The following is a 15,424-nucleotide window of genomic DNA, read 5'->3' as shown; positions in this document are numbered from 1 at the left end:
GTCTATTTCTCGGCATTAATTTCAGATGCGCATAACGTGCGCAGAAATGGAGGCAATTATGTATGAAATGAAAGACGAATATTATACCGGCATTGAACTGATTGATAAAGAACATAAGGAATTATTCCGGCTGGCGGATGAGGCATATCAGGTATTAAAAGACGATTTTATAGCGGATAAGTTTGATCATATAGTCAGTATCATTATAGGTCTGAAAGATTATGCTATCAAACATTTTTCAGATGAAGAAGCCTATATGCAGAGCATACAATATAAAAAGTTATTATCCCACAAGATAGAACATAACGATTTTATTGAAAAGCTGGAAGCCATTAATTTTGATCAGATGGACCACAATCAGGCGGGCACCCTGGTTGATTTGCTGGAATTCTTAAATGACTGGCTTGTGCATCACATCCTGGAAAAGGATAAACTAATCGGACAAGCTTGAGAAAACTAATAAATTCTTAAATTTTTTATTATATAAAATTTAAGAATTTTTCGTTATTATATAATGGTAATTATTTAAGTAATTAGTTGGAATCATTTGCAGCATTCCATTGAGCCAGGTATTATATATAGGAAAGAGGAGAATTATCATTGAATATTGGTTTGTTTACAGAGACTTATTATCCTGAAATTAACGGTGTAGCAAATTCTGTATATATGCTTAAAACGGAATTGGAGGAAATCGGGCATAATGTATATGTTTTTACAACCACTACACCGGGAGCACCGGAATTTGAGCATAATGTTTTTCGAGTGCCCAGTCTGCCCTGCATCTTAATTACGGAACGAAGAGTAGGCCTGTTTTACCAGCCGAAATTAGCTTCGCTTATTAAAAAACTGAATCTGGATTTAATACATACACATACCGAATTTTCACTGGGTATATTTGGACGGATTATGGCAAAAGAATTGAAAATACCTACTGTCCATACCTATCATACTATTTATGAAGATTATACGCATTATTTAACCCATAGGAAACTGTTGGACAAAAGAGCGAAAGCCTTCGTAAGAGTATTTACGAAAATATGCTGCAATACTGCAGAGCAGGTAATTGTACCAACTGAAAAGGTAAGGGAATTACTGTTAAAGTACAGTGTATTCAGGGAAATATCAGTAATTCCTACAGGTGTTAACTTAAAAAAATTTAATCCCGATTTGCATCTAAAAGAAGATGTATTAAAATTAAGAGAGGAATTTGGGATTAAACCGGACGATAAAGTCCTTTTATATCTGGGAAGAATCTCAAAAGAGAAAAATATTGGTGAAATTATTGAAGCGATGCCGGAATATATGAGAGAAAGAAATCAGGTGAAATTTGTGATTGTCGGCGGCGGTCCTGAAATGGAGCATTTAAAACAGCTTACGGCTGATATGAATATGATGGATAAAATAATATTCACCGGACCCAAACCATGGGATAATATCGGTCTTTATTATCAATTAGGAGATGTATTTGTAAGTGCCTCTCAGAGTGAAACCCAGGGTCTCACTTATATTGAGGCTATGGCAGCAGGGCTGCCTGTAGTGGCTAAGAAGGATAAGTGTCTGGATGATATACTGGAACCTGGCTGGAATGGTTATGATTTTACAGACCGGGATGAACTTTTTAAAGGTTTGGATGCTATCTTTTTTAATAACAATGGAATCTCTTATGGAGAAAATGCAAAATTAAGAATGAGAAAGTATTCTTCCGAAGAATTTGCAAAAAATGTGGAAATGGTATATGAAGAAGTGATGCAGCGGGATTTTATATCCGAGCAGCGGGCAGCTTATGAAACTAAAAAAATAAACCATTTGTTCCATACCTGATAATTGGAGAATTTGATGAACATAATGGCTTTTATATTTTTAATAATTGGATTACTCAGTATAGGATACACGATTGCAATTGTATCCTATACTGGTATTAATACCTCATTTTTATGGTTCTGGATTATTGCCGCAATAGGCTCTATGATAATATATTTTATGCTAAGGTTTATTTCTGCTCATAAGCTTGAAATCCCAAAGTATCTCAAATATGGAGTTTCAATTATGTTCCTGTTTGGTATGGCTGTTTTTCTGCTGGTTGAGGGAGTAATTATCTGTTATGGGAGTAAACAGCCAGATTCCGGAGCGGATTATGTTATCGTACTTGGTGCCCAGGTTAAGGGAACCGCTTTATCTAAAGCGTTAAAAAACAGGCTGGATACGGCTCATGATTATCTGGTTGATAATAAAAATACGAAGATAATTGTATCCGGAGGTCAGGGGTATGGTGAGGATATAACAGAAGCAAAAGCGATGAAAGAGTATCTTATCAGCAAAGAAATTAATTCATCACGTATCCTTATGGAGGATAAATCCACCAACACCCATGAAAATCTGCTATACAGCAAAGAACTGCTGCCTAAGGGATGTCATGGCATTGTTATTGTTACAAATCGTTTCCATGTATTTCGGGCTGTGAGTATTGCCAAAAAACTTGGGCTGGATAATGTTAAATGCTTAGGAGCACCTACTAAAGATATTTTAGTATTAAATTATTATGTAAGGGAATTTTTTGCTATTGTAAAGGATAAATTAGTGGGTAATATATAAGGGAGGGCATTTTGAATGAAAACAGATAATGAAATATTAATCGATAAGCTTACCTTTACTGTGGCGGCTTTAGAAGAAGATATTAAAAAAATAGCTGCAGTTGCAACTCAAATCTGGCATGAACATTTTATTACCATATTATCTTTGGAACAAATTGATTATATGGTAGATAAATTTCAATCTGAACAGGCCATAACAAGCCAAATTAAATCTGGCGGTTACACTTATTATATGATAACACTGGACAAGAATCTGATTGGTTACTTTGCGCTTAAAGAAGAACAAACGGAGCAAAGTTTATTTTTAAGTAAATTATATCTGAGTAAGGATTATAGAGGATATGGAATAGCCAGTAAGGTTTTTGCATTTATCGATGATTTATGCCGGTTAAAAGGTTACCACAAAATATGGCTTACGGTTAACCGGTTTAATGATAATACCATAAAAGTATATGAAACAAAGGGATTTATTAAAGTCCGCACCCAGGTGGCCGATATTGGTAACGGATTTGTAATGGATGATTTTATTATGGAGAAACCTATATAAAACATAATATTAGATTTATCATCCTCATCCAAATAAAATGGTACCTTAAAATTTATTGTTATTAGCTTTATCCTTGAAAATCATAATTAATATCATAATAATTAATATTACTATCTAAGTTTTAATTAATACTGTTCGTATTAATATCCACGTGCTTAGATTAATTACTTAATATTTAACTTTAACCAATTAACATATGTTCTCTTAAAATTATTTTTAATCCACCTGATAACCATCTGAAACCCAACAAAATAATAGAATAGGTTGATAATAAGTTTTAGCATCTTAATAAGCAATCATATACTTTTATTAATTATTAGCATTCACAGTGATTATAAAAGGTCTGCGATTATTTTAGATGTTCTAAACATACAACCCTGAGAGAAAATCCCTCTTGACAAAGATTTTTACAATGCTATAATGAAAAATATCAAATGATATAATAATACGGTGATGAGACGAGTAAGATGCCCGATATTGCAGAGAGAGATATGATATGCTGAAAATATCTCATTGGAAGACATCTGAAAACTACCTCTGAGTGACCCCAATCCGGTCCGTTGATTACGTTATAATCCAATGAAGATGGGAATTTAATTAGCACAATTAAGTTGATTAAAATTCCAACAAGGGTGGAACCGCGAGATATGTGCTCGTCCCTTTCGAAATATGCTAATCAGGCAATTCGGAAGTGACGGGCTTTTTTTATTGCATAGGAAAGTTCTCCGAACTTACTATGCAATAAAAAGCTTTCCAGGTAGTATGCGCATGACACGCCATAGGTAGAGTGTCACTATTCAACGATTTCTGATGGTACAATAGAGTAATTAAAATATATCAAATTATATAATTATTTAAAGGAGAAAATCAAAATGAAGATTACATTAAAAGATGGATCAGAAAAGCTTTATGAAAGCGCCATGTCCGTAATTGACATAGCGAAAGATATTAGTGAAGGGCTTGCCAGAATGGCATGTGCCGGAGAAATAAACGGAAAAGTTGTGGATTTAAGAACTGTTGTTTCAGAAGACTGTCAATTAAATATATTAACTTTTAATGATGAGGCAGGTAAAGCCGCTTATAGACACACCACCTCCCATGTACTGGCAGAAGCGGTAAAGCGCCTGTATCCTAATGCGAAACTTGCAATCGGTCCATCTATCGATACCGGATTTTATTATGATTTTGATATAGAATCCTTTGACAGGGCTGCTTTGGATGAATTAGAGAAAGAAATGAAAAAGATTATTAAAGAGGGTGCAGAACTGGAACGTTTTACCCTGCCCAGAGAAGAAGCAATTAAATTTATGGAAGACAGAGAGGAACCTTATAAGGTGGAATTAATCCGAGACTTACCTGAGGATTCCATTATTTCCTTCTACCGTCAAGGGGATTTTGTAGATCTTTGTGCCGGTCCTCATTTAATGAGTACCAAAGGAATTAAAGCCGTTAAATTAATCTCTTCTTCCGGAGCATACTGGAGAGGCAGTGAGAAAAATAAGATGTTAACCAGAGTATATGGTACTGCATATACCAAAAATGCAGACTTGGACGAATATCTTAAACACCTGGAAGATATCAAGAAACGTGATCATAATAAATTAGGCCGTGAAATGGAGTTATTTACAACAGTTGACGTAATCGGACAGGGACTTCCATTAATAATGCCAAATGGTGTTAAAATCATCCAGACCCTTCAGAGATGGATTGAAGACGAGGAAGAAAAAAGAGGTTATATCAGAACCAAAACCCCTCTGTTTGCTAAGAGTGATTTATATAAAATTTCAGGGCATTGGGATCATTACAAAGAGGGTATGTTTGTCCTTGGAGATGAAGAAAAGGATAAGGAAGTATTTGCACTGCGTCCAATGACTTGCCCATTCCAGTATTATGTGTATAAGGCAAGCCAGAAATCCTACCGTGACCTTCCGTTACGTTATGGTGAAACCTCAACTCTTTTCAGAAATGAGGATTCCGGAGAAATGCATGGATTAACCCGTGTGCGTCAGTTTACAATATCAGAAGGGCATCTGATTGTACGACCGGACCAGATGGATGACGAATTTAAAGGTTGTATTGATTTAGCAAGATACTGCCTTAAAACATTAGGTTTGGAAGAAGATGTTACTTACCGCCTATCAAAATGGGATCCAACCAATAAAGAAAAATATATCGGTACGGAAGAAATCTGGGAAGAAACCCAGGGAAGAATCCGTAATGTCCTTACAGAACTGAATATTCCATTTACGGAAGCAGACGGAGAAGCAGCGTTCTATGGACCTAAAGTAGATATCCAGGCTAAGAACGTCTATGGTAAAGAAGATACTATGATTACGATTCAATGGGATGCAATTATAGCAGAACAGTTTGATATGTATTATATTGATCAGAACGGTGATAAGGTCCGCCCTTATATTATTCACAGAACCAGTTTGGGATGTTATGAAAGAACCCTTGCCTGGCTGATTGAAAAATATGCCGGATTGTTCCCAACCTGGTTATGCCCGGAACAGGTAAGAGTTCTTCCTATTTCCGAAAAGTATCATGATTATGCTAAGAAAATTGAAAGCGAGTTAAAAGATAACGGTATCCGCAGCAGCGTGGACGAACGCGCAGAAAAAATCGGCTACAAGATTCGTGAGGCAAGACTTGACCGTGTTCCTTATCTATTAGTAATAGGTCAGAAAGAAGAGGAAGAAGGTTTAGTATCTGTAAGAAGCCGCTATCTTGGAGATGAAGGCCAGAAACCTCTTGATACTTTCATTAATGATATCTGCAAAGAAATCAGAACAAAAGAAATTAAGAAGATTGAAGTTGAACAGTAAATATAGAATAATAGAGGGGGGGCTGCAAAAATGCAGCACCCCCTCTCTACTTGTGTGATCCAGGCATGGCACTATATCAAGCAAAACGTGAATATCTCAAAAGAGGTGAGAGCAATTGCAAGACCGTTGGCAGTAACTATTAAGTAGAGTTTCATTTTATTTTATAAAAGAGTATTTAATATTTTTTTTTCTGGCGAAAGAATGTGCATAAGAATTTTTCTTACAGATAATAGTTAAATCTTTATTGAGAGCACCAAACATATACTCTCCCATATTTTTTACCGAGGCCGGTATTGTTATACTTTTTAAAGCGTCGCAATGGTAAAAGGCATAATTGCCCAAACTTGTAGTCTTATCAGGTATTATAATACGTTTTAAGTTATAGCAATTACAAAAAGCACTATCCCCAATTTTGGTAACCTTTTTGGGAATCGTTATATTAGTTAAACTGCTGCAACCCATAAAAATACTATCACTGAGTTCTGTAATGTCAGGAGGAAGGTCTATTGTCTTAAGGGAAGTGCATTCTTTAAATGCGCCGCTGCTGATTTTTTTTACGGAAGCCGGTATTTGAACACTTTTTAATTTACGGCATCTTGCAAAGGCAGAGCCTTCTATAGTTGTAACGGTTGAGGGGATTATAATATTTGTAATAGTATTACAGTTTTCCAATGCCCCTTCCCCTATTTTCGTTACTGTATCGGGGATAGTTACCTTTCCTTTCCGGCTGCTGCTGATATCAATCATAATACCATTTATCACAACGAATTTATCCGCTTTTTTTCTGGCATGTATCCAGGGGGTTCTATAAAATGCCCGGTATCTAATATTTTTTATTGAATTAGAGTACTTAACATCAGTTAAGTTTGAACAGTCAGAAAAGGACATTATGTCTAGCGTCGTTACAGAAGCTGGTATAGTTATGTTCTTTAAACTATTACAGTCTCTAAAAGCCCATGGACCAATGACTGTAACGGAATCCGGTATGGATACATAAGCTAAACTTCTGCATTGATAAAAGGTCATATTTTCAATCTGAGTTATAGTTTGGGGGAGTTTTATTTCTCTCAGTTTAGTGCATCCGGTAAATGCACTTTCCCTGATTTCTGTCACGGAATCAGGAATGTCAAGACTTTCTAAATTAGTACAGGAAGAAAAAGCTGAAATTCCAATGCTTGTTACGGTGTCTGGAATTGATATGTTTTTTATTTCTTTACAGCGGGAAAAGGCCGAATTTCCAATACTTGTAACAGTGTCAGGAATTATAACAATATCGCTCACGCCAGAGTATTTGACCAGTATTCCATCCTCAATGGTAAATTCATTGTTTTCTGCATTGACGTTGTCTGCACCGCACAAAGAAAATAGAATCAATAAGAAGGTACCTAAGCAGAGTATTATTTTTTTTCTATTAAACTTCATAAGCTTACATATAGTATTCATATAAAATCTCCTCGTTGCTTTCCCACACTTAAAATTGTACTTATTTTTGATGGTTTATAAGGTACAAACTAATTATAGCATAAGAAATATCTGGAAACAAATAGTGATAACATTTCTTGGCAATAAAGTCTATAAGGTAACTTAGTTGTATTAGGTTAGGAACATAAATATTTTTATGTTTTAATATGTAGTTTACAGAGCCGAGTTGTATAAATACCTTGACAATTAGTACTTATTTATTATATCATGAAGAGGTTTTGATGGATATTTATTGAAAGAGAAAAATGATAGAAAAATTGTATTTGCGTAACAATAAATTTGATTCCACATAATTTTGGTATGAGAGAAATTAGATAGTACAGAAAATTGACATAAATTTTGTATATAAATTATTTAAAAACAGAATTTTAAATTATCAGATGGTTTGGAGGATTTATTTTGGCTGATTATACGAAGGAAATTAATAAAAGACGTACCTTTGCAATTATATCCCATCCGGATGCCGGAAAGACAACTCTAACAGAAAAACTTCTGCTATATGGTGGAGCTATTAACCTGGCTGGTTCGGTTAAGGGGAAAAAAACAGATCGGCATGCAGTTTCCGATTGGATGGAAATTGAGAAACAGCGTGGTATTTCGGTTACTTCTTCCGTAATGCAATTTAACTACGGAGATTACTGCATCAATATTCTGGATACTCCGGGACATCAGGATTTCTCGGAAGATACTTATCGTACTTTAATGGCAGCAGATTCAGCAGTCATGGTAATCGATGCTTCAAAAGGTGTTGAGAATCAGACCATTAAGCTATTTAAGGTTTGTGTTATGCGTAATATTCCTATCTTTACTTTTATTAATAAAATGGATCGGGAAGCGAAAGATACATTTGAATTGTTAGATGATATAGAAACTGTTCTTGGAATTCGTACCTGTCCCATTAACTGGCCCATTGGTTCCGGTAAAAACTTCAAGGGGGTTTATGACAGGGAAACAAAACATATCACACGTTTTTTCGCAGCCAATAACGGACAGAAAGAAGTTGATACCGTAGAAGTAGAATTAGGAGATGAAAGTCTGGATAACTTAATCGGTAAGGCGAATCATGAGATTTTAGCAGAAGAAATCGATTTGTTGGATGGTGCCAGCAGTGAATTTGATATTGATTTAGTAAGAGAAGGCAAATTAACGCCGGTATTTTTTGGTTCCGCATTAACGAATTTTGGTGTGGAAACGTTTTTGAAACATTTCTTGTCCATGACAACTTCACCGTTACCAAGAAAATCAACGGAGGGAGTCATTGATCCGGTGCAGAATGAGTTCTCTGCTTTTGTATTTAAAATTCAGGCAAATATGAACAAAGCCCACAGAGACAGAATTGCATTCATGCGTATCTGTTCCGGTAAATTTGAAGCCGGTATGGAAGTAAATCACGTACAGGGCGGGAAAAAGATACGACTGTCCCAACCCCAGCAATTAATGGCACAGGAGAGAAAAATCGTAGAGGAAGCTTATGCCGGAGATATTATCGGTGTATTTGATCCGGGCATTTTTTCCATTGGTGATACCTTGTGTATGCCGGACAAAAAGATTGCTTATGAAGGAATTCCGACCTTTTCACCGGAGCATTTTGCAAAGGTAAGACAGGTGGATACCATGAAGAGAAAGCAATTCTTAAAAGGAGTATCCCAGATTGCCCAGGAAGGTGCTATTCAGATATTTCAGGAATTTAATACGGGGATGGAAGAAATCATTGTAGGAGTGGTAGGCGTATTGCAGTTTGACGTATTAAAATTCCGCCTGGAGTCCGAGTATGGTGTGGAAATTCGCCTGGAGCCCTTAGCATATGAATATATCCGCTGGATAGAAAACAAAAGTCTGGATGTAAGTAAACTAAGTATTACTTCCGATACGAAAAAAGTAAAAGATTTAAAAGGAAATCCTTTATTGCTTTTTGTACACAGCTGGAGTATTCAGACAGTTTTAGACCGTAACAAGGAACTTAAGTTATCGGAGTTCGGCAGAGAGTAACCTTTAATATTTGTTACAAATAAGTATTTTAGAAATGTGTTATACTTTTAATTATGGATATACTTAACTTATACAAGTTAGAGAATAGTTTCCATGGTTATAGGATATGAAGTTAAGAAATCCGGAATAGTTATACCAGATAAAATTATTATAAGTATAAAAAATATAATATTGACATTTTTTATTAACTGTGTTATACTTATAAAGCTTGTGAATCATACGTAATTATATTTATGGTGATTCAACGATAACAACAAAGCAGAGTATCCACTCTCACCTTAGCACTAACGTGTGACTTTGGTTCATAATTTCGGTAAAAGACAGCAAAAAGCTGTGTAATTAGTACTTATTGATTGAATTCAGTGAGGAATTTAACGAATTGGAACGTGGATAGACTTTGCTATCCACTTTTTTATTTCATAAAATAACACGACAATGGAATATTCAACCTATGGAGGTGCAGTACTATTAGTGAATTAATGATCAATGAGCAAATTAGAGACAAAGAAGTCCGTTTAATTGGAGAAGAAGGCGAGCAGTTAGGTATATTACCGATTAAGGATGCACTGAAGCTTGCTAAAGAAGCCAATCTTGATTTGGTTAAGATTGCTCCTACCGCTAAACCGCCTGTATGTAAAATTATCGACTATGGTAAGTACAGATATGAATTAGCAAGAAAAGAAAAAGAAGCTAAGAAAAAGCAGAAGATTACCGAAGTAAAAGAGATTCGTTTATCACCCAATATTGATGAGAATGATCTTAATACTAAGGCAAATCAGGCAAGAAAGTTTATCACAAAAGGTGATAAAGTAAAAGTAGCTCTTCGTTTCCGTGGTAGGGAAATGGCACATATGTCATCCAGTAAGCAGATATTAGATGATTTCTTTGCAAGGCTTGAGGATGTTGCAGTCGTTGAGAAACCAGCTAAGTTAGAAGGCAGAAGCATGATTCTGTTTTTGACTGAAAAGCGTTAATTACACTTTGTAAATATACGGGACACTTTAATATAATATAAGCAATAACCGAAGCTTAAGCTTCGGTTATGCAGCGAAAGACCCGAACAGATTTTGCCGAGTGGATAATAATAAAAAAGACAATTGGACAACCCGTAAGGGGGATAAGTTAATTGTATCATGATTAAGGAGGAAATATCATGCCTAAAATTAAAACTAACAGATCAGCAGCAAAGCGTTTCAAGAAAACCGGTACAGGACAGTTAAAGAGAATGAAAGCTTATAAAAGCCATATCTTAACAAAGAAGTCTACTAAGAGAAAGAGAAATCTTAGAAAAGCTACTTTAACAGATGCAACAAAAGTAAAGAATATGAAGAAGATTATGCCATATCTATAAGATATAGGTGATATAAGGAGGGAAATAGAACATGGCTAGAATTAAAGGCGCATTAAATGCTAAAAAAAGACATAATAGAGTATTAAAACTGGCAAAAGGTTATAGAGGAGCCAGATCAAAACAATATAGAGTAGCAAAACAATCCGTTATGAGAGCTTTAACTTCTTCATTTGCCGGAAGAAGACAGAGAAAGAGACAATTCAGACAATTATGGATTGCCAGAATCAATGCAGCAGCAAGAATGAACGGTCTTTCTTACAGCAAACTTATGTTTGGCTTGAAAGTTGCCGGAGTTGAAATCAATAGAAAAATGTTATCTGACATGGCTATCAACGATCCTGCAGGCTTCACAGCTTTAACTGAAGTTGCAAAGTCCAAAATAGCTTAAATCATTCATTCCAATTAAATTGAATTCAAAATCATTGATATAGATAAAGAGCTTATTCAAAATTATTAATTAATATTTAATTTTGAATAAGCTCTTTTTATCGTATAAGAAATTTTATCAGATTCGATAAGTAAGCCCGACGGGCAGCAGTAGTTCTAAAAATGTACTGTTCACAGGGAACGGATGCGACGTGTATTTTGTGAGTGCAGCGAAGGGAAAGTCACAGAAAACCGGAGAATTGCAGCCGAGGAACGCTTTCTCCTCGTTTTGTGTGCATCGCGAAGCGTGTTATTGTTCACGAAACCGCTGCTTTTTGCAGGGGAGTGACAGTACCACTAGAAATAATAGGATCAATAAATTATATAGCCTCAAATTAAACTAATTGGTAAAACTTACATTAAAACATTGTCGATTTATGTCTAATAATGTATAATTAGATACAAATAATTAAATAACAAATGACAAAAGGAGAATCTATGAAAAGTATTAAATGGAAGTATGCAGGGGTTATTAGTGCAATGCTGCTGGTAGTTTGTATTGGTTTAGGGTTTACGTCGTATCAAGTTTCAAAAAATCAGCTGGAGGACACTGTTCACACGGAATTAAAAGAATTAGCGAAACAGGGTGCAAATATAGTGAATGAATACCTGGAAGGACAGTGGAGTTCATTAGAAGAATTAGCTTCCATTAGCACTATCGCAGATCCCAGCATATCTATGGCGGATAAGAGTACTTTGCTAAAGCAGATAGTGGAAGCCACAGGGGTATTAAATATTGTTTATACCGATGCACAAGGTAATGCATTAGCTCCTGATGGTGTTACCGTTATTAATGTAAGTTCAAGAGAATATTTTCAAAAGTCTATCAAAGGTGAGCGCGCAGTATCAGATCCTATAGAAGATGCATCGACGAAGGGGAGATATATTAATACAATATCAGTACCTGTAACCTGGGATGGTCAAGTTGTGGGAATCTTATTTAAAGCTCTTGAAACCCAAACCATCAGTGATATTACAAATGGAATAAAATTTGGTAAATCCGGTACGACTTTTATGATTAATGGGTCCGGCACGGCGGTTGCTAATGAAGATATTGAAAAAATAAAAAATAAAGTTAATGTTATAGAATTAGGTAAAACCGATGCTTCATTTGTTGAATTTGCATCGTTAGCAAGCAAAATGGTGCAAAGTGAGAATGGGTATGGCGAATATTCTTATCAAGGGGTTAAGAAATATGTCGGTTATAGTTCAATTAAAGGAGCAGATTGGTATCTTGCAGTATCTGCGGTTCGAGGAGATGTATTAGCCGGTTTAACTTCTATGACATTATATTTGGGAGTTGCCGCTCTAATTTTTCTGGTTATAGCTATCTTAATTACGCTTCTTTTTACCGATGCATTGGTGAAACCAATTAAAGCGATTACCGGTAAACTGGACCAAATTGCAGGGGGAGATTTCACCTGTGACATACCGGCAGCCTTGCTGAAGAAAAACGATGAAGTAGGAAAATTAGCAAAATCATTAGATATCATGAAAAAATCGGTTTCCAATATTATTAATCTGGTATCGGATGAATCTAAAAATGTTTCAAAAAACGTAGATGTACAGGAATCAAGTATAAAATTACTTTTAAATGAAATAGAAGAAGTTTCTGCAACAATAGAGGAATTGTCGGCGGGAGCAGAAGAAACCGCAGCCTCAGCAGAGGAAATGAATGCAGCCTCCGCTGAAATAGAATACTCAATAAATTCCATAACAAATGGAGCAGCAGAAGGGGCAGATAATGCAAAAGAAATTAGTAAAAGAGCATTAAATTTAAAAGAGAATGGGGTTAACTCCAGTAATCGTGCAAAAGAAATATATCTTACTTCATCGGAATCATTAAAAAATTCAGTTGAAGAGGCAAAGAAAGTTGAGGAGATAAATAATTTAACGGAGGCAATCTTACAGATTTCCGAACAGACAAATCTACTGGCTCTGAATGCGGCGATTGAGGCAGCCAGAGCAGGAGAAGCGGGATCGGGTTTTGCAGTTGTAGCTGATGAAATTAGGAAACTTGCTGAGAATTCAACGAATCTGGTTCAAAAAATACAGTCTGTGACAGCAGAAGTAGTTAAGTCCGTGGAAAACCTGTCAACCAATTCTCTAGTACTGCTGGAATTTGTGGATACTAGTATAGTAAGAGATTATGATGCCATCGTAACTACAGGGGAGCAGTATAATAAGGATGCTAATCTGGTTGCTGCTTTTGTAGCAGATTTGAATAAAACTACCGAGCAGCTGTCAACCATTATGTCAGGAATGGTTAAAGCGATTAATGAAGTATCTGCGTCAACTCAGGAAGAAGCAGAGGGTACTTATCATATTGCGGAAAAGGCAGGAAATATAGTAGACAGTGCAGAAAAGGTTTCTGTATATGCAAGGGAAACAAGAAACAGTTCTAATAAACTTGTTGAAGCCGTTTCCAAGTTTAAGATCTAAGTTACAAAATAATTGACGGATCTATGTTGAAAATTCAAAAAATTACTGTTATATTTAATGAGAAATATGATGAGATACATTATCTGGTAAAGGCAGGAGCAATATGATAAAAATATTATGTATAGGCAATAGTTTCTCGCAGGATTCTACTACATATCTGTTTGACTTGGCCAAGACAGGCGGTATTGATACAAAAGTAGTGAACCTCTATATCGGCGGATGTTCTTTAGAACGTCATTGGGATAATATCACCGGGAAGAAAGCGGATTATGAATATCAGCTTAACGGAGTACCTACAGGTAAATACGTTACCATTAAAGAAGTTTTAACAGAAGAGGACTGGGATATTGTCACCATGCAGCAATGCAGCGGGTTCAGCGGATTAATCGATACATACCACCCATATAGTAAGGACCTGTCAGCATATGTGAGTCAATACGCTCCAAAGGCAAAACAACTCATTCATCAGACCTGGGCATATGAAATTGATTCCGATCACTCACAGTATGAGCTGTATCATAGAAGCCAGGAAGAGATGTATCAGGCATTAAGAAAATGTTACAGTACAGTTGCACAGGAATTGTCTCTGGACATTATTCCTTTTGGGGAAGTGATTCAGAAACTGCGTACCCTTCCGGCTTTTGATTATAAAAATGGCGGGAAAAGCCTTTGCAGAGATGGATTTCATATGCATTACCTTTACGGAAGATATGCTTTGGCAGCAACCTGGTACGAATATGTAATAAAAGGTAATCTCTTAGTTAATAATTATCTGCCCCCAAGGGGAGAAGAAGCTTCTATAGACAAAGATGAAATTCAGTTAATCAAAGCATGTATACATGATATGGTTAACAGTAAGTAAAACTTATATAGCTAAAGAGCTAATTTCAGACAACAGATTTAGTATCTAATGTTTGAAATTAGCTCTTTCTTTTTAAGGATTGTGTTTAAGGACAAACTTCGTCATTAAGTCGGGATTTTCAGCCGGCATTTACCAGCTGACTAATCGGAAAGTCATATTGTAAATAGTCTCGGCCATTTCCTGTGCAGATTGATTGATACCATTTTTCAGCCAGTGCTGTAAGAGGCCGACGCTTCCGTTCACAGCAAATATAAAATAATCCTTGCTGATACCAAAGTTCGTTTCGGGTGTAGCGGTGGGGGATATCCCGCATTGCTGGTATATTAAGGTAAACATCTGTTTCTGAAAATCGATATCACCCTGCTCGCTCATCAGAATCTTAAGATGTCTGCTGTTTTCTACAAAATATTGGAAAATCTTTTCCAGGACCATCATTTTTTCATGCTTGTCCGTTTGGCCAATTAGATTGGAAAGGGACTCTTTCACCCATAACAGGGTTTCATCCTGGATTTTACGTAGAAGGTCGTATTGGTCGGTATAATACGCATAAAAAGTCGTCCGGTTGATATCTGCATTCTCACAGAGTTCTTTGATTGTTATTTTAGCAATGGGTTTTATCTCCATTAATTCAAAAAGGCTCTCTTGCAAAACCATTCTTGTATAACGTGTTTTTCGGTTTTCTTTCATTTCTTTTATCAAGGTTCCGCTCACCTCACTTAAATATAAAAATTGACCAATCTTGTTTTTAAAACGACATTTATAAGATAATTTGTTGCAAACAAGACATCTATTAAAAAGTTGATGGTTGCATAATCAACACAGTGTCATTATAATGAATTCTTAGTTAAAAGTCAAGAATGTGTAAAACTTGCAAGGGTTACGAAGTTAGAGTTTACAGGCTAAACTGCA

The 15,424-nt window shown here is 35.8% G+C and carries 13 protein-coding genes and 1 other annotated feature; of the genes, 11 read left to right on the top strand and 2 right to left on the bottom strand.

The annotated features are described in order from the left end of the window. The first annotated feature begins 58 nt into the window (after window positions 1-58). The 5 genes from RBU59_RS11715 (at window position 59) to thrS (ending at window position 5,963) form a co-directional block, all read left to right on the top strand. On the top strand, window positions 59-451 hold the full coding sequence (locus RBU59_RS11715) for a bacteriohemerythrin (RefSeq protein WP_308148047.1): 393 nt from the start codon (window positions 59-61) through the stop codon (window positions 449-451). Between the two features lie 149 nt (window positions 452-600). Beyond that, window positions 601-1,821: a glycosyltransferase family 4 protein gene (locus RBU59_RS11710; protein WP_308148046.1), complete on the top strand. Its 1,221-nt coding sequence runs from the start codon at window positions 601-603 to the stop codon at window positions 1,819-1,821. A 15-nt stretch (window positions 1,822-1,836) separates the two neighbouring features. Then, window positions 1,837-2,592, top strand: coding sequence for a YdcF family protein (locus tag RBU59_RS11705; RefSeq protein ID WP_308148045.1), 756 nt, complete (start codon window positions 1,837-1,839; stop codon window positions 2,590-2,592). Between the two features lie 15 nt (window positions 2,593-2,607). Further along, entirely contained in the window at window positions 2,608-3,138 is a 531-nt protein-coding gene (locus RBU59_RS11700; RefSeq protein ID WP_308148044.1) for a GNAT family N-acetyltransferase, read from the top strand. Between the two features lie 441 nt (window positions 3,139-3,579). Continuing rightward, window positions 3,580-3,802: a binding site (T-box leader), on the top strand. A gap of 208 nt (window positions 3,803-4,010) precedes the next feature. Further along, the gene (gene thrS, locus RBU59_RS11695) at window positions 4,011-5,963 is read left to right on the top strand and encodes a threonine--tRNA ligase (protein WP_308148043.1); all 1,953 of its coding nucleotides are present in this window, start codon (window positions 4,011-4,013) and stop codon (window positions 5,961-5,963) included. A gap of 156 nt (window positions 5,964-6,119) precedes the next feature. On the opposite strand, the gene RBU59_RS11690 is transcribed toward thrS, so the two are convergent. After that, entirely contained in the window at window positions 6,120-7,406 is a 1,287-nt protein-coding gene (locus tag RBU59_RS11690; protein WP_308148042.1) for a leucine-rich repeat domain-containing protein, read from the bottom strand. 438 nt (window positions 7,407-7,844) lie between these two features. Here RBU59_RS11690 and RBU59_RS11685 point away from each other — a divergent pair, with 438 nt between their 5' ends. The 6 genes from RBU59_RS11685 to RBU59_RS11660 all read left to right on the top strand — a co-directional run bounded on the left by RBU59_RS11685 (window position 7,845) and on the right by RBU59_RS11660 (window position 14,515). After that, complete coding sequence (locus RBU59_RS11685) at window positions 7,845-9,434, top strand: peptide chain release factor 3 (RefSeq protein ID WP_308148041.1); 1,590 nt, start codon at window positions 7,845-7,847, stop codon at window positions 9,432-9,434. A gap of 479 nt (window positions 9,435-9,913) precedes the next feature. Further along, a complete protein-coding gene (infC, locus tag RBU59_RS11680) occupies window positions 9,914-10,408 on the top strand; it encodes a translation initiation factor IF-3 (protein WP_308148040.1) in 495 nt (164 codons plus the stop codon). Between the two features lie 179 nt (window positions 10,409-10,587). Beyond that, on the top strand, window positions 10,588-10,785 hold the full coding sequence (rpmI, locus tag RBU59_RS11675; RefSeq protein ID WP_308148039.1) for a 50S ribosomal protein L35: 198 nt from the start codon (window positions 10,588-10,590) through the stop codon (window positions 10,783-10,785). A 31-nt stretch (window positions 10,786-10,816) separates the two neighbouring features. After that, window positions 10,817-11,173, top strand: a complete 357-nt coding sequence (gene rplT / locus RBU59_RS11670) for a 50S ribosomal protein L20 (protein WP_308148038.1) — start codon at window positions 10,817-10,819, stop codon at window positions 11,171-11,173. A gap of 476 nt (window positions 11,174-11,649) precedes the next feature. After that, window positions 11,650-13,653 carry a methyl-accepting chemotaxis protein gene (locus tag RBU59_RS11665; protein ID WP_308148037.1) on the top strand — a complete coding sequence of 668 codons (2,004 nt, stop codon included), beginning with the start codon at window positions 11,650-11,652 and terminating at the stop codon, window positions 13,651-13,653. A gap of 103 nt (window positions 13,654-13,756) precedes the next feature. Then, complete coding sequence (locus RBU59_RS11660; protein WP_308148036.1) at window positions 13,757-14,515, top strand: DUF4886 domain-containing protein; 759 nt, start codon at window positions 13,757-13,759, stop codon at window positions 14,513-14,515. A 129-nt stretch (window positions 14,516-14,644) separates the two neighbouring features. Here RBU59_RS11660 and RBU59_RS11655 read toward each other — a convergent pair whose 3' ends face one another. Continuing rightward, the gene (locus RBU59_RS11655; protein ID WP_308148035.1) at window positions 14,645-15,214 is read right to left on the bottom strand and encodes a TetR/AcrR family transcriptional regulator; all 570 of its coding nucleotides are present in this window, start codon (window positions 15,212-15,214) and stop codon (window positions 14,645-14,647) included. Between the last annotated feature and the right edge of the window lie 210 nt (window positions 15,215-15,424).

The sequence above is a fragment of the Anaerocolumna sp. MB42-C2 genome, from assembly GCF_030913705.1.
Taxonomy (GTDB): Bacteria; Bacillota; Clostridia; order Lachnospirales; family Lachnospiraceae; genus Anaerocolumna.
This window is presented reverse-complemented; position numbering and strand designations above follow the sequence as displayed.